Source organism: Bacillus sp. MZGC1, assembly GCF_002998605.1.
Lineage (GTDB): Bacteria > Bacillota > Bacilli > Bacillales > Bacillaceae > Bacillus.
Map to the genome: position 1 here is coordinate 253,195 of NZ_PVRE01000002.1, position 20,009 is coordinate 273,203.

Genomic DNA, 20,009 nt, shown 5'->3' on the forward strand with positions numbered 1-20,009 from the left:
TGAAAATGCCTGGTATGAGTTGAACTCATGCCAGGTTTTTTTTATGAAAAAATAAGGTGGAGGAAGAGAACGTATTGATATAATGGGTGTAATATAACAGATCGGAGCCTCATAATGAAACGAAAATGGTTATGGATTGTTCTTTTAGTGGGATACGCTGCTGCATTTTTTGCATCAATCACCATTCGTGAGGAGCAAGCACACAAAAGCCAAGATCTTGAAGCCTTTACAGATGTCAGTCATCTTATGCCTGTCAAAATAAAAAAAGTCGTTCAAGGAAAAGAAATAGACACTTTAAAAGAAGTATTAAAAGAAGCGAAAGCAAAAAACCTGCCGATATCCATTGCAGGGAAACAGCATAGCATGGGTGGCCACACGTATTATGAAAATGGCATCGTGCTTGATATGACCAAATTCCGTCAGATTTTAGCATTTGATGAAAAAAAGAAAACCATCCGTGTCCAAAGCGGCGCTACATGGGATGATATACAAACTTATGTGAACCCCTACGGTCTTGCCGTGAAGGTCATGCAATCACAGAATATCTTCACGATTGGCGGTTCTCTCAGTGCAAACGCACACGGACGTGACATTCGCTACGGATCACTCATTGACACGGTTCGTTCCTTTAGGCTGCTAAAGGCAGATGGGGAGATCGTTACAGTGAAGCCAGGCGATGATTTGTTTACAGCCGTGATTGGCGGATATGGTTTGTTCGGCGTGATTTTAGATGTTGAGCTTTCGCTAACGAGAGATGAATTATACAAAATGGAGACAACCTCTCTTGATTATCGTGAATACACCGATTATTTTCAAAAGCATGTCAAACACAATAAAGAAGTACGCATGCATCTCGCAAGAATCTCAACAGCGAAAACAAACTTTTTGAAGGAGATGTATGTAACGAACTATTCCCTCTCAACTCATCAAGAGCTCGAACCATACCGAGAGCTAAAGGAAGATCAGCTCGTCATGCCATTGAAATTTATGCTCGGCCTTTCAAGAAGATTTGATATGGGGAAAGATCTGCTCTGGAATTTGCAAAAAAAGTATTTCCAAAGTCAAAATGATCAGCTGATCACAAGAAACAATGTGATGCGTTCAGATTCTGCTTTTTTAGAATATGAAAATGAGTCAGACACAGATGTGCTTCAGGAATATTTCGTCCCAGTTGACCGCTTTCGTGCGTATATCGATGAAATGAGAGACTTTTTACAACAGGAAGAATTGAATTTAATGAACATCACGATACGCTACGTACAAAAAAATGAAAAAGCGGATCTCTCATATGCGAAAGAAGATATGTTTGCCCTTGTTCTTTTAGTGAATTGTGGTTTTGAGAAAGAAGAGAAGGCAGAAGCAGAGCGGATCATCCGGCAAATGACAGATATCACGCTGCGGCACCATGGAAGCTATTACTTACCGTACATGCCTTATCAAACGAAGGCACAAATGAAGCGGGCGTATCCTAAAACCGATGTATTCTTCCAAAAGAAAAAGCAAGCAGATCCAGATGGCAGGTTTATCAATTACTTTTATGAAAGGTACAATACACAATGAATGCAAAAGCAATGAAATGGTTCGTCTACTCACAAAGCCTGCTGTTTTTCGCCAGCAGTTTGATTTTCCCTTTTTACATTCTTTTTATTAAAAATGTTGGTTCAAGCTATTCACAGTTTGGTCTTGCCTATGGCCTCTTTGGTTTAAGCGGAGCGTTTATTCATTTACTCTTAGGGAAACTACCCGAAACTACTGACAGGCGTCTCTTTTTAATCATTCATTCGTTCGGTATGGCGTTTCTTTTACTGCTATTTCCGCATATAACAGAAGTGGAGCAAGTGTATATGATTCAGCTTGCACTTGGTGCGTTAGGCGGCTTTCAAAAACACGGGGAGAAACTGCTCGTCACGGAACTGACAACAGGTAATAAAAGAATGAAGGAGGTTGGCCACTATCATTTTTGGACAGCTCTTTTTTCATCCATCGCGATTATGCTTGGCGGTCTGTTTGCTGATTTCTTTACCGTTCATTTCATTTTTTATGCAAGCTCCATATTATATTTATGCAGTGCGCTCATGGTCATCTATATCAAAAACGAAAGATAAATCCGCATGTCTCATGAAGATATGCGGATTTTTTGTTGAAAAAAAATGAAAACAAATATTAAATATACAATTGAATTAATTTTTATACATGTTATAATGTTAAATAATTTCACAAAGATCAAGAGGGTGTATTGACGTTGAAAATAGGTATTATAGGTGCTACAGGGTACGGTGGTGCGGAATTGGTTCGTATCTTCAAGCATCATCCACATGTGGAGGAATGTATATTGTATTCATCAAGTGGTGATGGGCAATTATACAGTCAATCTTATCCGCATCTGACAACTATTACTGATCAAACATTAAAAGCCATTGATCCAGCTTCCATTGTGCGAGAAACAGATGCTGTGTTTTTAGCGACACCAGCAGGCGTATCAAGTGAACTTTCGCCGAAGCTCATGAATCAAGGAGTGCCCATTATTGATTTATCAGGTGATTTGCGCATTCAAGATGGCGCAACCTATGAAGCTTGGTATAAACGAAGGGCAGCTGATCAAGCATCTGTTCAACAAGCTGTGTACGGATTATCTGAATTAAATCGTGAAACAATTGAGCAGGCTGAAGTTATTGCAAACCCAGGGTGCTTTCCTACCGCAGTTCTTCTCGGTTTAGCACCGCTGATGAAACAGAATCTAATCGATGAATCTATGATCATAATAGATGCAAAAACAGGCGTGTCCGGTGCAGGACGATCTGCCTCACTTGGAACACATTTTTCAGAGCTAAACGACAATTTCAAAATTTATAAGGTAAATGAACATCAACATACACCTGAAATAGAGCAAATATTAAGAGAATGGAATCCGCAAACGGCGAACATCACATTTTCAACGCATCTTGTCCCGATGACAAGGGGGATTATGGCGACGATGTATACACAGCTGAAATCAGATATCACAAAAGAGGAATTGATGAAGCATATGAAAGGCTTTTATGAAGATTCCTATTTTGTCAGAGTGAGAGATCACGGCGTGTATCCGCAAACAAGGGAAGTCTACGGCAGTAATTTCTGTGACATTGGCTTTCATTTAGATGAACGTACAGGCAGACTCACGATTGTGTCTGTGATCGACAATCTCATGAAAGGCGCAGCCGGCCAAGCGGTTCAAAACTTCAACATCATCAAAGGCTTAGATGAAGAGGCGGGCCTCACAATGACACCTCTCTATCCATAAGAACAGGGGAGACAACAAACATGATCGAATTGAATGAAAAAAGCATTGTAAAAATAGACGGTGACGTATCATCACCAAAAGGCTTTGAAGCAAAGGGGATTCATATTGGATTACGCTATTCAAAAAAAGACCTTGGACTGATTGTCAGTGAGGTGCCGGCAGCGAGTGCAGCGGTATATACACAAAGTCACTTTCAAGCTGCACCTCTACAAGTCACTCACAAAAGCTTAAAAAAGACTGGGCAATTAAAAGGTGTCATTGTCAATAGTGCCATCGCCAATGCATGTACTGGTGAGCAAGGTTTGAAGGACGCATACGAAATGCAGGCAGCCTGCGCAGATATGTTAGGGGTAGAACCTGATTACATTGCTGTTTCTTCTACTGGTGTCATTGGAGAGTGTCTCGATATGGATAAAGTCAAAAAAGGCATCTCGCAGCTGAAAGAAGCAAAAGCAGGAAATGGTCATTTTGAAGAGGCAATCTTAACAACAGATACAGTCATTAAAAATACAACATACACCCTGACGATAAACGGCAAAGAGATTCTGATTGCAGGTGCAGCAAAGGGCTCTGGCATGATTCATCCGAACATGGCAACGATGCTTGGCTTCGTGACAACGGATGCAAATGTCGAACAGGAAGCCCTGCAAAACGCACTTCGTGACATTACCGATGTGACCTTTAATCAAATTACCGTCGATGGGGAAACATCGACAAACGATATGGTACTCGTAATGGCAAATGGCATGGCAGAAAATGAAGCACTCAATGAAAAGCATCCAGAATGGCCATTGTTCAAAGAAGGATTAAAGCTAGCTTGTGAGGATCTTGCCAAAGAGATTGCAAGAGACGGAGAAGGTGCAACGAAATTAATTGAAGCGCAAGTTGCTGGCGCCAAAAATAATTTAGAAGCCGGCATCATAGCGAAGAAAATCGTTGGTTCAAGTCTCGTGAAAACAGCCGTCTACGGCACCGACGCCAACTGGGGGCGAATCGTTGGAGCCATTGGTCATAGTGCAGCTTCCGTCACACCACAAGAGGTAGAAGTTTATTTAGGCGGACAATGTCTGTTTAAACATAATGAACCGCAGCCATTCTCAGAAGAGGAAGCAAAAGCGTATCTAGAGCAGGATGAGATCACGATTTTGATTCAAATGAATGAGGGAAATGGTAAAGCAGCAGCATGGGGCTGTGACCTTACCTATGATTATGTGAAAATTAACGCGAGCTATCGCACATAATGAAGGAGATAGACATGGATAAAACGATCGTATTTAAGTGTGGAGGCAGTGTCATTCGAGAACTTTCAGATACCTTTTATGAAAATGTCCGCTCACTTCAAGCTGCTGGATTTAAGCTGGCTATCGTCCATGGTGGAGGTCCTGAAATCACTAGCATGCTGCAAAAATTAGAAGTGAAAACAGAATTTGTTGACGGGCAGCGCAAAACAACGAAGCCTGTGTTAGAGGTAGCCGAAATGGTCCTCTCGGGAACGGTCAATAAATACTTTGTGTCAGAGCTCGCAAAGCATGATATCTCATCTGTCGGCGTGTCTGGGAAAGATGGGCAGATGCTTGTCGCGGATTTCCTCGATCAAGACGTGTACGGATACGTTGGTGAAATCAAAGAAGTCCATCCAGAGATGGCAGAAGCATTAATGGAAAAACAATTTATTCCTGTGATTGCACCGCTGTCTATGACAGAAGAATGCCAAACGTTAAACGTAAACGCTGATTTAGCAGCATCAGCTGTCGCAGGAGCCATGAAAGCTGATAAGCTCATGTTTGTCACAGATGTGGAAGGCATTTTAAAAAATGGTGAATTATTAGATGTCGTCACCGAACAAGAAGCCCTTTCACTCATTGATGAAGGCATTATTTCCGGGGGAATGATTCCAAAAGTGCAATCCGCTTTGAGTGCTTTATCAGGAGATGTGGATGAAGTCATGATCGTGAATGGCAAAGGCAGTATCTTTACAGGGGAAACCTTTAAAGGAACAAGAATTGTGAAACAAAAGGAGGCGGTCCTGTGAGTCATCTCTTTCAAACGTATGGACGGTGGAATGTTGAAATTAAAGAGGCAGCAGGTTCTTGGGCAGTCGATACAAATGGAAAAAAATACTTAGACTTTATACAAGGCATTGCGGTTACAAATCTAGGCCACAATCACCCAAAGGTCAATCAAGCCATCAAGAAGCAGCTTGATCACGTCTGGCATGTATCGAATCTATTTGAAAATGGACTGCAGGAAAAAGCAGCAGAAAAGCTTGCGGCAAACAGTTCAGGAGACCTCGTGTTTTTCTGCAATAGCGGAGCTGAGGCAAATGAAGGTGCGATCAAATTAGCGCGTAAAGCAACAGGGAAAACAAATATCGTGACATTTTTGCACTCTTTTCATGGGCGCACGTATGCTGGTATGGCTGCTACAGGTCAAGATAAAATTAAAACTGGCTTTGGCCCTATGCTGGAAGGCTTTCATTATGTACCGTTTAATGACCCAGACGCTATTGCCACGTGTGAAGTCGATGATGTGGCAGCGGTGATGCTTGAGGTTGTGCAAGGAGAAGGTGGAGTAAATCCAGCGACAGCAGAATTTCTAGAAGCCGTTCAAGCGTTTTGCCAAAAGCATGAAGCACTGCTGATCGTAGACGAAATTCAAACGGGTATTGGACGTACAGGAACAGCGTTTGCATACGAACAAACGGGACTTGATCCTGATATTATCTCTTCTGCTAAAGGCTTAGGAAACGGCTTCCCAGTCGGTGCGGTCATAGGGAAAAAGGCTTTAGGAGATGCATTCTCACCAGGTTCACACGGAACAACCTTTGGTGGCAACATGCTTGCCATGGCCGCAGTGAATGCAACACTCGATGTCATTTTCAAAGAAGAGTTTCTTTCAGAAGTCAAAGAAAAAGGCGCTTATCTGTTAGAAAAGCTGCAAGATCTGAAACAACTGAATATTGTAAAAGAAGTACGCGGAAAAGGATTGATGGCAGGGATTGAATGTCATCAGCCAGTCGGTGATTATATCACAGCTCTTAGAGAACAAGGGTTGCTGGTACTTCCAGCTGGTCCAAATGTGATTCGGTTATTACCTCCGCTGAATGTAGAAAAAGCAGAAATAGATCATGCAATAGAAGCGATTACTCAGGTTTTAGCAAATGAAGCAGTGACGGTATAAATTTTTTTACACCAAAACGCATAAAAATGCATTTATATTACTAATTATTCAATTTGGGGTGACACAAACATGAAAGGTTATTTAAATTTAGAAGATGGAGCCTCTTTTGAAGGAGATCTGACAGGAGAAGCTGGCATGACAGGTGAAGTGGTTTTCTTTACAGGGATGACAGGTTACCAAGAGGTGCTCACAGATCCTTCTTATAAGGGACAAATCATTGTTTTCACATATCCACTCATCGGAAATTACGGTATTAATCATGAAGACTTTGAGAGCAAAAAACCACAAGTGAAAGCTGTCGTTGTGTATGAAGCAGCTGATCATTTCTCTCATCATCTTGCAGCGGTTAGCTTAAAAGATTATTTACAGAAGTGGAACATTCCGCTTCTGACGCATACAGATACACGTGCAGTCGTGCAAAACATCCGGGCTAATGGGACGATGAACGCTGTGATCAGTGTAGACGAAAACGAAACACCGCCGGTCATGAAACAAGACAATGTGGTCGCACAGGTGACAGAGGACGAGATCTACACACAAGGCAGCGGCGAGGAACATGTAGCGCTCATTGATTTTGGCTTTAAAAAATCAATTGCAGATTCGCTTGAAGCGCGCGGCTGTAAAGTAACCGTCATTCCGTACAAACAGCTGGAAAAGGTGTTTGAGATCAAGCCAGATGCGATTCTGCTGTCAAATGGACCTGGTGATCCCAAAACAATGAAGCCATATTTAAAAATCATTCATGACCTCATGATGACCTTCCCGACACTTGGAATCTGCTTAGGTCATCAATTAATCGCTCTCGCACTTGGCGGGGATACGTATAAGCTTCCATTTGGCCACCGCGGGGCGAATCACCCTGTACAAGATACAGAATCCAAACGTGTTTTCATGACAAGTCAGAATCACAGCTATGTGGTGAATGAAAAAAGCATGAATGACAAAGAAGTGGACGTGAAATTCCTTCATGTCAATGATGGATCTGTAGAAGGTTTCATTCATAAAGAGAAGCTAATTATGTCAGTTCAATTTCATCCAGAAGCACACCCAGGTCCTGCTGAAAGTGAATGGGTATTCGATGATTTTATTGAGAAAGTGAAACAAGCAAGGAGAGAAGTTGCACATGCCTAAAGATCAAAGCATACAAACCATTCTAGTCATCGGGTCTGGTCCAATCATCATTGGTCAGGCAGCAGAATTTGATTACTCAGGAACACAAGGATGTATGGCCTTAAAAGAAGAGGGCTACAAAGTCATTTTAGTGAATAACAACCCAGCAACCATTATGACAGACGAATCATTTGCTGATGAAATCTATTTTGAACCGCTTTCAGTTGATTCAGTGACAAGAATCATCGAAAAGGAAAAACCAGATGGTCTTTTAGCCAACCTTGGCGGACAGACCGCTTTAAACCTTGCTGTCGAGCTAGAAAAAGCCGGTGTGCTGAAGAAGCATGGGGTAACCCTGCTCGGAACGTCAGTTGAAACAATTGAAAACGGTGAAGATCGAGAGAAATTCCGTGCTCTCATGAAGCAGTTGAACGAACCTGTGCCAGATAGTGAAATTGTGGATAATGCGAAAGATGCCCTTCAATTTGCAAAAGAAGTAGGCTTCCCAGTCATCCTAAGACCAGCATACACACTTGGCGGAAAGGGCGGCGGAATTGCTTTAACAGAAGAAGCGTTTAAACCGCTCATTGAAGGAGCCCTTTTAGCGAGCCCGATTCATCAGTGTTTAGTTGAAAAAAGCATCGCTGGCTTTAAAGAAGTCGAATATGAGGTCATGAGAGACCGTCAAAATACGTGTATTACGGTTTGTAATATGGAAAATATCGATCCAGTTGGTGTGCATACAGGAGACTCGATTGTCGTTGCACCTTCCCAAACATTAACAGACCAGGATTATCAAATGCTTCGTTCAGCGAGCCTGAAAATCATTTCAGCACTGGATGTAGTCGGCGGATGCAACATCCAATTCGCCCTTGATCCACTCAGTAAAGAATACTTTGTCATTGAGGTGAATCCACGGGTCAGCCGTTCATCTGCTCTTGCCTCAAAAGCAACAGGCTATCCAATTGCTAAAATGGCGGCAAAGCTTGCGGTAGGCTACACACTAGACGAACTCAAAAACCCGCTCACAGGCACAACTTATGCTAGTTTCGAGCCGGCACTCGATTATGTCGTCGTGAAATTCCCACGCTGGCCGTTTGATAAATTTAAACAGGCAGATCGTCAATTAGGAACAAAAATGAAGGCGACTGGCGAAGTCATGGCGATTGACCGTAATTTAGAGTCAGCCATTCAAAAAGCCGTCGCCTCCCTTGAAATCAAAACAAAGGGCTTCCATCTGCCAGAATTGAAAGACCAATCGACTGAACAACTATTTGAACTGATCAAAACACCAGACGATCGACGTTTCTTCGCTGTCATGGAGCTTCTTTCAAGACAAGAAACGGTCGAAACGATTCATCAAGCGACGAAAATTGATCTATTCTTCTTACATGTGTTCAAGAATATGATCATTCTCGAACAGGAATTGAAGAACCATGAGGGAACGCTCTCAAAAGACACCTTGAAAAAGGTAAAGGAAAAGGGCTTCCTTGATGAAACGATTGCTCTTCTTACAGGCCACAGTGAAGAGGCCATTAGACAGCTTCGTCAAGAATATGACATTACGGCTTCATTTAAAATTGTCGACACATGTGCGGCAGAATTTGATGCAAAAACGAACTACTTCTATTCCACATACTTTGGCAAAAGTGATGGAGAGCATCAGGAGAAAACAAAGCAACGTGCACTCATCATTGGCTCTGGTCCGATTCGAATTGGGCAGGGAGTCGAGTTTGACTATAGTGCAGTTCATGGCGTTCTTACCCTGCAAAAGCTTGGCTTTGAAACCATCATGATGAACAACAATCCAGAGACGGTCAGTACGGATTATGAGATCGCAGATCGTTTATATTTTGAACCCATTACATTAGAGCACATCTTAAACGTTGTCGAAGCAGAAAAAATTGATTTCGTCATCGTCCAATTTGGCGGACAGACTGCCATCAATGTAGCAGAAGGCTTAGAAAAAGCCGGTGTCACGTTGTTAGGTACATCCTTTGACACGCTAGATGCGCTCGAAGATCGTGATTTGTTCTATCAGCTTCTTGATGAACTGAATCTTCCTCATGCAGAAGGAAATACGGCTGACTCAAAAGAAGAAGCACTCGCACATGCCAGAATCATTGGTTACCCTGTGTTAATTCGCCCATCGTATGTCATTGGCGGAATGGGGATGATCGTTGTCCAGTCAGAAGCACATTTGACATCATTGCTTGATCAGCCAGATCATTTGCCGTACCCGATCTTAATTGATGAGTATGTCACTGGAAAAGAAGTTGAAGTGGATCTGATTTCTGACGGAAAAACGACCTTCATTCCAACGATCGTGGAGCATATAGAGAAAGCGGGCGTCCATTCAGGTGACAGCTTTGCCATTTTACCAAGTGTCTCCATCAGCGAAGACATCAAACAGCAGGTGCATACTGCGTCCGAACAAATAGCGAAGAAATTAGCGTTTAAGGGCATTATGAATATCCAATTTGTGATCAAAGGGGATCAGGCGCTTGTACTAGAGGTAAATCCGCGGGCAAGCCGGACGGTTCCAGTCGTCAGCAAAGTAATGGGCATTGACATGATTCCGCTTGCGACTCAATTATTAGCGGGTGCGACGCTTGAAGAACTGAACCCTGTAACGAAAAACAAAGGGGGAACAGCGGTCAAATTCCCAGTCTTCTCATCACATGCCATTCAAGATATTGACTTAAAGCTGACACCTGAAATGAAAGCGACAGGAGAAGGAATGTGTGTAGGCAAGAACGCCGAAAGCGCCTTGAAAAAAGTGTTTGCGTCAATCTGGCATCAGAAAGGCAGCCTCTTTATAAAAGGCAGTGAACAATTGGTAGATAAAGCGAAACATGCAGGCTTTGACGTCTGGACGGACAGCTTTGAAACTTGGCTGCAAAACGAAGATAAGTCGCTTCATATCCATTTAGGGGAAGATGAAGAGGCAAAAGAGCAGCGTGTAAAAGCACTCACACATGGCGTCCAAGTTCTAACCGAAGATGAAACAGCTCAAGCATTCCTGCAAGGGAAAAATGGAGATGTATCACCAGTATCGCTCAAAGAATTATATAAAAAGGAAGTGACGGCATGAGTCAAGTCGACGTGCAACCGGCATTATACGGAAAAGACTTTTTATCGTTAAAAGATTTCTCAATCAATGACATTGCTTATTTAATTGAAAAAGCGGAAGAAATGAAACAAAATCCCTATCAGGATTTATTCAAAGGGAAAACGTTAGCGATGATCTTTGAAAAATCGTCAACTAGAACCCGTGTATCGTTTGAAGCGGGAATGACGCAGCTAGGAGGACATGCGCTCTTCCTCAGCTCAAATGATTTGCAAATTGGCAGAGGAGAAACGATCAGTGATACGGCACAAGTGCTGTCTGGCTATGTAGATGGCATTATGATTCGGACCTTTGAACATGAGAAGGTCGAGGAGCTAGCACAATACGCGTCTATTCCTGTCATCAATGGACTGACTGACTACTCCCATCCATGTCAGGCACTTGCTGATTTATTGACAATCAAAGAAGTAAAAGGAACATTAAAAGGAATCAAAGTAGCCTATATTGGTGACGGAAATAACGTGGCTCACTCCTTGATGGTTGGCTGTGCGCAGCTAGGCTGTGACATTGCTGTTGCATCACCAGAAGGCTATGAACCGCTCCAAGAAGTAACAGACACGGCACGTGAGTTTGCAAAACAATCAGGCGCAGAAGTCATCGTTACGACAGACCCTGTCGCTGCTGTTCAAGATGCAGATGTCATTTATTCCGATGTGTTTACAAGCATGGGGCAGGAAGAAGAAACAGAGAAACGTCTTGCTGAATTTAAAGAATATCAAGTCAATGACGAACTAATGAGTTATGCAGCAAAGGATTATATTTTCCTTCATTGTCTCCCGGCACACCGCGGAGAAGAAGTGACAGCAGACATTATTGACGGGCCGCACTCAAAAGTTTTTCAGCAGGCAGAAAACCGTTTGCATGTACAAAAAGCGTTAATCAAAGAGCTCATGTATCAACAAACCAATTAAATGAAAAGTGTCCCTGACTCGTAGGAGCAGGGACTTTTTGCATAAAGGATTGGAGAGGCAAGTGACGGGACATAATAACATCATCGAGAAAGGAGGATGGGAATGGGTCAGAAGCATCAATTTAAATCAGGGAATAAAGCACCGAATAATGGTGTGTATATCGAGATCGGTGAAACCGGCAGTATGGTGAAAGATCCTTTAAAGATTAAGCTTCAAGCAGGCGACGTCTTTCCGGATAACTCGAACCATAATCGTGTTTGGACCTACCAAAGAAAGCCATAAGCAATTGACTAAGAGTCAGAAGGAATAAGTCTTTAGAGGCATGTGTCATGCCTCTTTTTTCTTTATAATAAAAATCAATTAAGTTCCAATTTTCAAAAAACAGTATAAAAAAAAGAAAATTTAAGGTAAAATATGTAATTGGAATATATTGTTGAAAGGATTTGTGTGATGGAAAAGACGAATCTCAGTGAAAGTGTTTGGAATAAACGCTTCACCTCATTATTCATATCAAGACTGATTAAAAACACAGGAGAAAGTTTTGCTTTTACATCCGTCCTTTGGCTATTGATTTTGAGAGGGGATGGAGCACTCGGTACAGGACTTCTCCTAGCAGTAACCGTTCTTCCTTCATCTTTGTTAGCCCCAATACTAGGACCTCTTATGAAAAAGCACCATTTGTCTAAATGGATGTTCGCTTCAGACGTCGTTCGAGCAACAATTGTACTCATTATTCCGCTTCTGCATTTTTCGCATCTATTGCCTTTATGGTTATTGATCTCATTAATGGTTATTCAATCGGCAACAGGTGCAGCATATAATCCAGCCTCTGTGGCCATTTTACCGCAGATTGTTCCGAAGCATCTGATTCAAAAAGCAAATGCCATCCTGCAATCTTCTTTTGAGATTGTCGCACTTGCAGCAGTCATGGTGGCTGGTCTCTTGGTCAAATTAATCGGACCTGCAGATACCCTACTCATCACCACTGCCTTATTCATCATATCCGGCCTGTTTATTATCGGCGTCAAACTAAAGAAAACCGATGAAGAAAAAGCAGCAGGCATTAAACAAGCAAAGAATACATATTTGTATAACTTAAAAAGAGGTTTTCTCGTCGTCAAAAATCATCACATTTTATTTGCACTGACGCTGTATTGTATTTTAATGAATGTCGCCGCAGCACCGTGGCAGGCACTATCTGCTGTATACGTAGCAGAAGCACTGCAAAGCGATTCCATGGTGTATTCCATTTTAAGAGGTGTTGCCGCAGTCGGCGCGTTTATGATGGGCTTTGCTCTAGCGAAAGTGAAAATTAAGAGATTTGGTTTGTTCTTTATTGTCGCTGGTATGATTGAAGGAGCTGCGTTCTTTATCACAGGGATGAGTACATGGCTGCCGGTCGTTCTACTTGCATCCTTTATATTCGGTGCCGCCGTTAGTGCGATCAATGTACCGGAAATGGTCATTATTCAAACGTCTGTCGACCAAGACGATCAGCCGCAAGTATACGCCGTGATCAATGCTTCATCAAATGTTTTTCTCCCGCTTGCAGCTGTCGTATCAGGTGTTCTGGCAGAAAGGTTTGGAGCAGGACCTGTCATTGCTGGCGGTGGGGTCCTTGAAATTTTATCTGGTATCGCGATCTTCCTGTTTACAGGGCTTGCGAAAAGCCATTTGACAGCAGACAAACAGAAGTCCGAAACCGTCGAGGTGTAATCGATAAAAAAACCCCCTGTGGCTGCAGGGGGTTTTAGCGTACCGCTTTTCAATCAAAAAGAAAAAGAGCTAAAATCAACATCATTTTAGCTCTTCCTCAGCAATCAAGTCTTACGTATTAAGAGTGTTTTGTTGAACTTTCCGTTTCTTTCATTGGACTTACTTCAGCAAAGATGAATAAAATAACCGTAAACACCACTGCAAGAATAGAAGTCAAAGTAAAGTCATAAGCAGCGCCATTCATCGAGGCAACGATGTAACCAGCCATATGTGTCAGCAGAAAAGTCCAAATGAGGGTGATAATATAATGCATAATCCCACCGTCCTTTATGTAACAATCTATTGATTATCATACCATAGATACGAGTGAGGGGAAAAGACTGTTTTAGCCTTTATGTGACCATTTTAAGACCTTCTGCTATAAAAATAAAAAGAATTCTTCTCTCTTTAGGGGATTTCCTTATTCCTACAAGAGTTGTTGTTCATATCATAGAAAGCAGAATCACTGAAAGGAGGCTGGCCATATGGGTGTAAGCGAACGGTTTTTCCAGCTTGGTTCCCAGTGGAACGTCATTCACCTTCCTCAAAAACCAAATGGCTTTGGCATTCTTATCCTCGGTGACCGAAATCACTTTGTGCAGGAAAATACATCATTCTGGATTCAGCACTATGGAAGAAACCAGCTTTTAACTGCCTTAAAGGATGAAGGATATACATTGTTTAATAGTCATCTTCATGGGAATCACTGGGGATGCGAAGATGCTGTTTTTAGTGCAAAGCAGCTCGTTCATCACACATTAAAACAAGAAATATTAAACCGGGAAATTCATGTGCTGGCAGAGGGGATGGGCGCACTCGTTGCCATGAGCCTTGCTGAAGAGATGCCAGAAGTGCTAAGGTCCATTGCGCTCGTGAATCCATGTCTGCATCTCTATGCACAACGAGAAAGAGAAAAGGAACACAAATTCTTTTATAAACAGCTGATCAAAGAATTAGCGAAAAGCTACGGCTGCTCTGAAAAGGAAGCGGAAACGTACCCGCTCCCTGCTTGCCCTGTTCATTCTGCTCATGTACCGATTCACATATGGCAAAGACTAAACGGCGCACCGTATGCATATGAACTGCATGCAAAGCCTTTTATAGATCAGCATATGAAGAATCCAGAGCATTGTCAGATCGATCTCACCTTGCATATGTTTGATCATCCGAGAAGAATCTTTCAATCCATTCACAAGTTTTATAAATCGCATGAAAGAGAATTGTGATGAATAGGATGATAACAGCCCTTCATGGAAAGGGCTCTTCTTTTTATTCGATAAGCTAAAAAAGGGGACATGAACATGGAAACAGGACTGATCATAGGGGCAGATGAATTTTTTGGTCTAGCGCTGTGTGAATATATGATGAAAGAGGGCATTCAAGTGGATATCACATGTCCTCATGATCATACAGAAGAGCAAAAGATGTTATTAGAAGAGCGAATGATGTGGCTCGGCAGAAATGATCTCTTCCGTGTCATTGACCTTCAGGATGGAAAAGACACGTATGACCTCATCTTTATTCAATCAGAGGAATCAGATAAACGACACAAAGACATGAAAGCGAAGCATGGCATGTACCGGGTTCTTTACGAAAAACCCGAAGACGAATCGTCCAATCAGAATGTGCCGGCTGTTATTCTCCCTCGCATGTTCGGACCATGGGCACTTAATAAAGAAAGAACTAAGCGTGATGAAGCATTTTTTGTAGAAGATGTGGTAAGGGATTTGTTCAAGTGGGCATCGGGCACTGAACAAAGACAGGAAACACATGAATTGAAGGTAGAAAGACAAACGGATGACAAACAAGCAGAAGAAATGATGGTAGAATGGAAAAGACAAAACTCAACATTTTTCGACAAAAAGCAAGAATGATCTTCCATCTTATCTTTTTTCAGTATAAAATAAACCTATATTTAACATACAGGTTCATGCCTGCATGTGGCAAAGGGAGTTGAACATGGCATGAAGTATCAGCGGCTTGTCATGATCTTTTCGTTCCTTCTCCTATTATCTGCCTGCTCACAGGCACCTTTAAAAGGACAGATTGAGAAGGTGGGTTTACTCGTCCCCGATACAATTAATGATCAAGTTTGGGGAACGAAAGGTTATAAAGGCTTATTAAATATTCAATCAACATTTGGTGTAGATGTTTATTATAAGGAAGGAATGGTCGACAAAGAGAAAATCGTTGATGCCATTGAAGAATTTCACAAAAAAGGAGTCAATTTGATTATTGGCCATGGCAATGAATACAGCGAAATTTTCAACTTAATTAGTGAAGATTATCCGAAAACACAATTTATCACGGTAAATGGAAACAAGCCTCAGGCGGATAATGTCGCGAATGTGACGTTTAAAGGTGAAGCGATGGGCTTTTTCGGAGGCATGACAGCAGCACATATGTCAAAATCAAAAAAGATTGGTATTCTTGCTACATATGATTGGCAAAGCGAAGTAGATGGCTTTATCAAAGGTGCAAAATATCAAGATGAACATGTACAAGTGCTTGCCGAGTTTGTCGAAAACTGGGATGATGCGGACAAAGCCGTGGAGCTCTATCAAAAATTGAAAAAGCAGGGCGTAGATGTTGTATATCCAGCAGGCGATGGTTATAATATCCCTGTCATTGAACAAATCAAAGCCGATAATTTATCAGCGATCGGATATGTCACTGATCAATCCAACCTCGGCAGTCATACCGTCTTAACAAGCACAGTCCAGCATGTGGATAAAGCGTACACTATTATTGCGAAGAAATTTAATGAAGGCAAGCTAAACGAACAAGGTGACTACTCCTTTGATTTTAAAGAAGGAGTGATCGAAATGGGGAAATTTAGTTCCACCATTGACCGTGCTTTTGTGAAAGATATTGAAAGTGATATTGCGACTTACAAAAAAACTGGCAAACTGCCAAATGAAAAGTGAGGATACGACGATGCAGCACGAAAAATCGATGGAGTTTTTACAAATTGCCATGAAGTATTTTCCGCAGGCAAAAGAAGAATTAGATAAAGCGGGTATTCAGCTTGAGCCCGAAGCTCTTCAGCCGCTTTTATCATTGTTTACATCTGTCATGCAAGAGGCATATGAGCTTGGGAAAGCAGATGCAGAATCAGAAAAAGCCACAGAATAGTGGCTTTTTTTATGATAATTTTTTCTTGAAGGCACTAATCATAGGGCCAACATCTTTAAACACAGGCTTCAGTTCATCGATGGAGTTCATAATGTTCCCAATTTGATTCATGACATGCATGTAATCAATTGAGTCTTCACTTGGAGATGTCTCCTCACGTTCCTCCTTTGCTTCTGTCTTGCTTTTCTCCTTTTCAAGCGGCTGGCCAAACATCATAGCCGAAAAAATATCTTTTTGCGCCATATCACATGCTCCTTTCTACTATCGGTATATCAATAATCTATGAAAAAAGTGAGAGGAAAGGTTAGACGTTTGTATTGCCAAGGAGAAAAAAATAAGGTAAAATTAGTACCAGATACTAATATAAGATCACAATATCACATGCTCGTATGAGTAAAAGGAGTCTTATTCAATGAATGCTGGAATTATTGGCCTTGGCCGCTATATACCTGAAAAAGTGTTAACAAATCTTGATTTAGAAAAAATGGTTGAAACTTCTGACGAATGGATTCGTACTAGAACAGGTATAGAAGAAAGAAGAATTGCTTCTGATGATGTCAATACATCTCATATGGCGCTTGCTGCTGCAAAAAAAGCATTAGCTGACGCAGATGTGGCTGCAGAAGATATCGATATGATTCTTGTGGCGACAGTCACGCCAGATCAAGCATTTCCGACAGTCGCTTGTATGATTCAAGAGCAGCTCGGTGCACATAAAGCATGTGCAATGGATATTAGCGCTGCGTGTGCTGGCTTTATGTATGGGCTTGTTACTGGAAAACAATTTATCGAATCAGGTACGTTCAAGCACGTGCTCGTCGTTGGCGTTGAAAAGCTTTCTCGCATTACCGACTGGGATGACCGCAATACAGCTGTTCTGTTTGGAGATGGAGCAGGTGCTGCTGTGTTAGGAGAGGTCAGCGAAGGGAAAGGAATTCTCTCATTTGAGCTTGGAGCCGATGGAAGAGGCGGGAAGCACTTGTACTTAGATGAAAAAGATCATACAATCATGAATGGACGAGAAGTATTTAAATTTGCTGTAAGACAAATGGGCGAGTCAAGCGTAAACGTCATCGAAAAAGCTGGACTATCAAAAGAAGACGTTGACTTCTTGATTCCGCATCAAGCAAATATTCGCATTATGGAAGCAGCCCGCGAACGCCTAGAGCTGCCAGTTGAAAAAATGTCGAAGACGGTCCATAAGTATGGAAACACATCAGCAGCATCTATTCCAATTTCACTATGTGAAGAAATCGAAGCCGGAAAAATTCATGACGGCGATGTGATTGTAATGGTTGGTTTTGGTGGCGGATTAACGTGGGGCGCAATCGCTATGCGATGGGGCCGATAAAAGAGTGAGGTGCACAAATTAATGGATAAAAAACGAGTAGTTGTTACAGGATTAGGTGCTTTGACACCTCTTGGCAACGATGTAGAGTCAACATGGAAAAATGCTGTAGCAGGTGTATCAGGAGTTGGACCAATCACACGTGTCGATTCAAGTGAATATACCGCAAAAGTAGCAGCAGAACTAAAAGATTTTAACATTGAAGATTACATGGAGAAAAAAGAAGCACGAAAAATGGCACGCTTCACGCAATATGCAGTCGTTGCTGCTCAAAAGGCGCTAGAAGATTCACGTCTTGAAATCACAGATGAAATCGCACCGCGTGTTGGTGTATGGGTTGGGTCTGGTATTGGCGGACTTGAAACATTTGAAGAGCAGTTTGAAGTGTATTCAAATAAAGGAGCAAGACGCGTAAGCCCATTCTTCGTTCCAATGATGATTCCAGATATGGCAACAGGCCAAATTTCAATTGCACTTGGCGCAAAAGGGGTTAACTCTTGTACAGTGACAGCATGTGCAACAGGGACAAACTCAATTGGTGATGCATTTAAAGTCATTCAGCGCGGAGATGCAGATGCGATGATCACAGGCGGAACAGAAGCGCCGTTAACAAAAATGTCATTTGCTGGTTTCTGTGCGAACAAAGCTCTTTCGACAAATCCTGATCCAGAGACAGCAAGCCGTCCATTTGACAAAAACCGTGACGGATTTGTTATGGGAGAGGGTGCAGGGATTGTCGTTCTTGAAGAACTCGAGCATGCGTTAAAACGCGGTGCGACAATTTATGCAGAAATTGTTGGATATGGTTCAACTGGAGATGCGTATCATATTACAGCGCCGGCTCCAAACGGAGAAGGCGGCGTCCGCGCAATGAAAGAAGCGATTCGAGATGCTGGTTTGTCTGTGGAAGAAATTGATTATATCAATGCCCACGGAACAAGCACACCTTACAATGATAAATTTGAAACAATGGCCATTAAAGAAGTGTTCGGAGAGCATGCGAATCAGCTTGCCATCAGTTCGACAAAATCAATGACAGGTCACTTACTTGGCGCAGCAGGCGGAGTAGAAGCTATTTTCTCTGTTCTTGCGATTAAAGACAGCGTCATTCCTCCAACCATTAACCTTGAAACACCGGATGAAGAATGTGATCTTGATTATGTGGCAAAAGAAGCACGTTCAAAAGAAGTACAAGTGGCTCTAAGTAACTCACTTGGCTTTGGCGGACATAATGCGACAATTATCTTTAAAAAATACGAAGCGTAATATTTCCTAAGAAGGCGGCGATCTATAAACAGATCGCCGCTTTTTTGCATATGATGAAAATGGAGGTGTTTAGCGGTATGGGTCTAGTCAATACACAATATCTCATTCATCAATCATCATCATTTCAGGAGCTGGCATCGCGCTTTATTCCTTATTTTAAAGGGGCAGAGGAAAAAGAATGGTCCTCTATTCTCTCCCACCTGCAGCATCACGGAATGATTCGGTCTTTTAGATCATGCAAAGACATGATCGACAAGCTCAAAGAAAAAGGGTACTTCCAGCTCGTCATGAAAGAATACCAAACGCTGCAAAAGCAGTGGAAAGGCCCTGACATTCCTGTCTTTATTTTGCCAGTCAATGAGAGCAGCAAAGAAATTAGAGAACAATTTTATTATCAATCCGGCATGGCATTTGACGACAAGGTCTTTCTCTTTTTGTCGCCAAATACTCCGAAAGAACGTATCGGTACATTGCTGACTCATGAATATCACCATGTATGCAGGTTGCATTTTCTCACGAAAGAAGAAAAAGATTTTACATTCCTTGATACAATCATGATGGAGGGGCTCGCTGAATATGCTGTGTATCATAGATACGGAGAAAGCTATACAGCCAAATGGACCACTCTCTATGACGAAACGCAGCTTCAGCACTTGTATAAGAAATGGGTATCCAGTCATCTTGATCAAAAAGTGCAGGACGACGAAAGACTGATACAGAACCTCCTTTATGGAAAAGGGAACTACCCCAAAATGCTTGGTTACGCCACCGGGTTTTATATCGTGAAAAAGTATTTCAGTGAGCACCGAATCAGCGAGGAGTCTATGATTGCAGAGCCGTCCGAAACTTTTTTAAAGGCGGTAGACTCATAAAGTGAATGATTGACATAAAAAG

General features: G+C 42.1%; 20 protein-coding genes. 18 read left to right on the plus strand and 2 right to left on the minus strand.

Going from position 1 to position 20,009, the window contains the following annotated elements; all coding sequences use genetic code 11:
• Positions 1 to 114: 114 nt before the first annotated feature.
• The 11 genes from C6Y06_RS06430 (at position 115) to C6Y06_RS06480 (ending at position 13,327) form a co-directional block, all read left to right on the plus strand.
• Complete coding sequence (locus tag C6Y06_RS06430; RefSeq protein WP_060595987.1) at positions 115 to 1,560, plus strand: FAD-binding oxidoreductase; 1,446 nt, start codon at positions 115 to 117, stop codon at positions 1,558 to 1,560.
• A complete protein-coding gene (locus tag C6Y06_RS06435) occupies positions 1,557 to 2,105 on the plus strand; it encodes an MFS transporter (RefSeq protein WP_034663338.1) in 549 nt (182 codons plus the stop codon). Before C6Y06_RS06430 ends, C6Y06_RS06435 begins: the two co-directional genes overlap by 4 nt.
• Before the next feature lie 137 nt (positions 2,106 to 2,242).
• Positions 2,243 to 3,280 (plus strand): N-acetyl-gamma-glutamyl-phosphate reductase, encoded by a 1,038-nt coding sequence (gene argC / locus C6Y06_RS06440; protein ID WP_060595988.1) that lies wholly within the window; start codon positions 2,243 to 2,245, stop codon positions 3,278 to 3,280.
• Positions 3,281 to 3,300: 20 nt separating this feature from the next.
• Entirely contained in the window at positions 3,301 to 4,521 is a 1,221-nt protein-coding gene (gene argJ / locus C6Y06_RS06445; protein ID WP_066031045.1) for a bifunctional ornithine acetyltransferase/N-acetylglutamate synthase, read from the plus strand.
• Positions 4,522 to 4,535: 14 nt separating this feature from the next.
• Positions 4,536 to 5,312, plus strand: coding sequence for an acetylglutamate kinase (argB, locus tag C6Y06_RS06450; RefSeq protein WP_034663330.1), 777 nt, complete (start codon positions 4,536 to 4,538; stop codon positions 5,310 to 5,312).
• The gene (gene argD, locus C6Y06_RS06455; RefSeq protein ID WP_106031496.1) at positions 5,309 to 6,460 is read left to right on the plus strand and encodes an acetylornithine transaminase; all 1,152 of its coding nucleotides are present in this window, start codon (positions 5,309 to 5,311) and stop codon (positions 6,458 to 6,460) included. The genes argB and argD overlap by 4 nt, the downstream gene beginning before the upstream one ends.
• A gap of 69 nt (positions 6,461 to 6,529) precedes the next feature.
• Positions 6,530 to 7,591 (plus strand): carbamoyl phosphate synthase small subunit, encoded by a 1,062-nt coding sequence (locus C6Y06_RS06460; RefSeq protein WP_106036688.1) that lies wholly within the window; start codon positions 6,530 to 6,532, stop codon positions 7,589 to 7,591.
• The gene (carB, locus tag C6Y06_RS06465) at positions 7,584 to 10,664 is read left to right on the plus strand and encodes a carbamoyl-phosphate synthase (glutamine-hydrolyzing) large subunit (protein WP_106036689.1); all 3,081 of its coding nucleotides are present in this window, start codon (positions 7,584 to 7,586) and stop codon (positions 10,662 to 10,664) included. Before C6Y06_RS06460 ends, carB begins: the two co-directional genes overlap by 8 nt.
• The gene (gene argF, locus C6Y06_RS06470; RefSeq protein ID WP_060595992.1) at positions 10,661 to 11,611 is read left to right on the plus strand and encodes an ornithine carbamoyltransferase; all 951 of its coding nucleotides are present in this window, start codon (positions 10,661 to 10,663) and stop codon (positions 11,609 to 11,611) included. The genes carB and argF overlap by 4 nt, the downstream gene beginning before the upstream one ends.
• Positions 11,612 to 11,713: 102 nt before the next feature.
• Complete coding sequence (locus C6Y06_RS06475; RefSeq protein ID WP_034663316.1) at positions 11,714 to 11,893, plus strand: YjzC family protein; 180 nt, start codon at positions 11,714 to 11,716, stop codon at positions 11,891 to 11,893.
• 168 nt (positions 11,894 to 12,061) lie between these two features.
• A complete protein-coding gene (locus tag C6Y06_RS06480) occupies positions 12,062 to 13,327 on the plus strand; it encodes an MFS transporter (protein WP_034663308.1) in 1,266 nt (421 codons plus the stop codon).
• 118 nt (positions 13,328 to 13,445) lie between these two features.
• Here the strand turns inward: C6Y06_RS06480 and C6Y06_RS06485 are convergent, their stop codons facing one another.
• Entirely contained in the window at positions 13,446 to 13,640 is a 195-nt protein-coding gene (locus C6Y06_RS06485; RefSeq protein ID WP_003211779.1) for a YjzD family protein, read from the minus strand.
• A 211-nt stretch (positions 13,641 to 13,851) separates the two neighbouring features.
• Between C6Y06_RS06485 and C6Y06_RS06490 the strand changes: the two genes are divergently transcribed.
• The 4 genes from C6Y06_RS06490 to C6Y06_RS06505 all read left to right on the plus strand — a co-directional run bounded on the left by C6Y06_RS06490 (position 13,852) and on the right by C6Y06_RS06505 (position 16,501).
• Positions 13,852 to 14,592, plus strand: a complete 741-nt coding sequence (locus C6Y06_RS06490) for an alpha/beta fold hydrolase (protein ID WP_106036690.1) — start codon at positions 13,852 to 13,854, stop codon at positions 14,590 to 14,592.
• A gap of 75 nt (positions 14,593 to 14,667) precedes the next feature.
• Positions 14,668 to 15,240 carry a nad binding enzyme gene (locus tag C6Y06_RS06495; RefSeq protein ID WP_106036691.1) on the plus strand — a complete coding sequence of 191 codons (573 nt, stop codon included), beginning with the start codon at positions 14,668 to 14,670 and terminating at the stop codon, positions 15,238 to 15,240.
• Between the two features lie 90 nt (positions 15,241 to 15,330).
• Positions 15,331 to 16,293 (plus strand): BMP family ABC transporter substrate-binding protein, encoded by a 963-nt coding sequence (locus C6Y06_RS06500; protein ID WP_034663299.1) that lies wholly within the window; start codon positions 15,331 to 15,333, stop codon positions 16,291 to 16,293.
• A 10-nt stretch (positions 16,294 to 16,303) separates the two neighbouring features.
• Positions 16,304 to 16,501 (plus strand): ComZ family protein, encoded by a 198-nt coding sequence (locus C6Y06_RS06505; protein ID WP_003211983.1) that lies wholly within the window; start codon positions 16,304 to 16,306, stop codon positions 16,499 to 16,501.
• Between the two features lie 9 nt (positions 16,502 to 16,510).
• On the opposite strand, the gene C6Y06_RS06510 is transcribed toward C6Y06_RS06505, so the two are convergent.
• Positions 16,511 to 16,744 carry a hypothetical protein gene (locus C6Y06_RS06510; RefSeq protein ID WP_034663296.1) on the minus strand — a complete coding sequence of 78 codons (234 nt, stop codon included), beginning with the start codon at positions 16,742 to 16,744 and terminating at the stop codon, positions 16,511 to 16,513.
• 169 nt (positions 16,745 to 16,913) lie between these two features.
• Between C6Y06_RS06510 and C6Y06_RS06515 the strand changes: the two genes are divergently transcribed.
• The 3 genes from C6Y06_RS06515 (at position 16,914) to C6Y06_RS06525 (ending at position 19,987) form a co-directional block, all read left to right on the plus strand.
• Entirely contained in the window at positions 16,914 to 17,852 is a 939-nt protein-coding gene (locus C6Y06_RS06515) for a beta-ketoacyl-ACP synthase III (RefSeq protein WP_012009552.1), read from the plus strand.
• Positions 17,853 to 17,873: 21 nt separating this feature from the next.
• A complete protein-coding gene (gene fabF, locus C6Y06_RS06520; RefSeq protein WP_106036692.1) occupies positions 17,874 to 19,115 on the plus strand; it encodes a beta-ketoacyl-ACP synthase II in 1,242 nt (413 codons plus the stop codon).
• Between the two features lie 77 nt (positions 19,116 to 19,192).
• Positions 19,193 to 19,987, plus strand: a complete 795-nt coding sequence (locus C6Y06_RS06525; RefSeq protein ID WP_034663290.1) for a DUF2268 domain-containing putative Zn-dependent protease — start codon at positions 19,193 to 19,195, stop codon at positions 19,985 to 19,987.
• Positions 19,988 to 20,009: the final 22 nt, after the last annotated feature.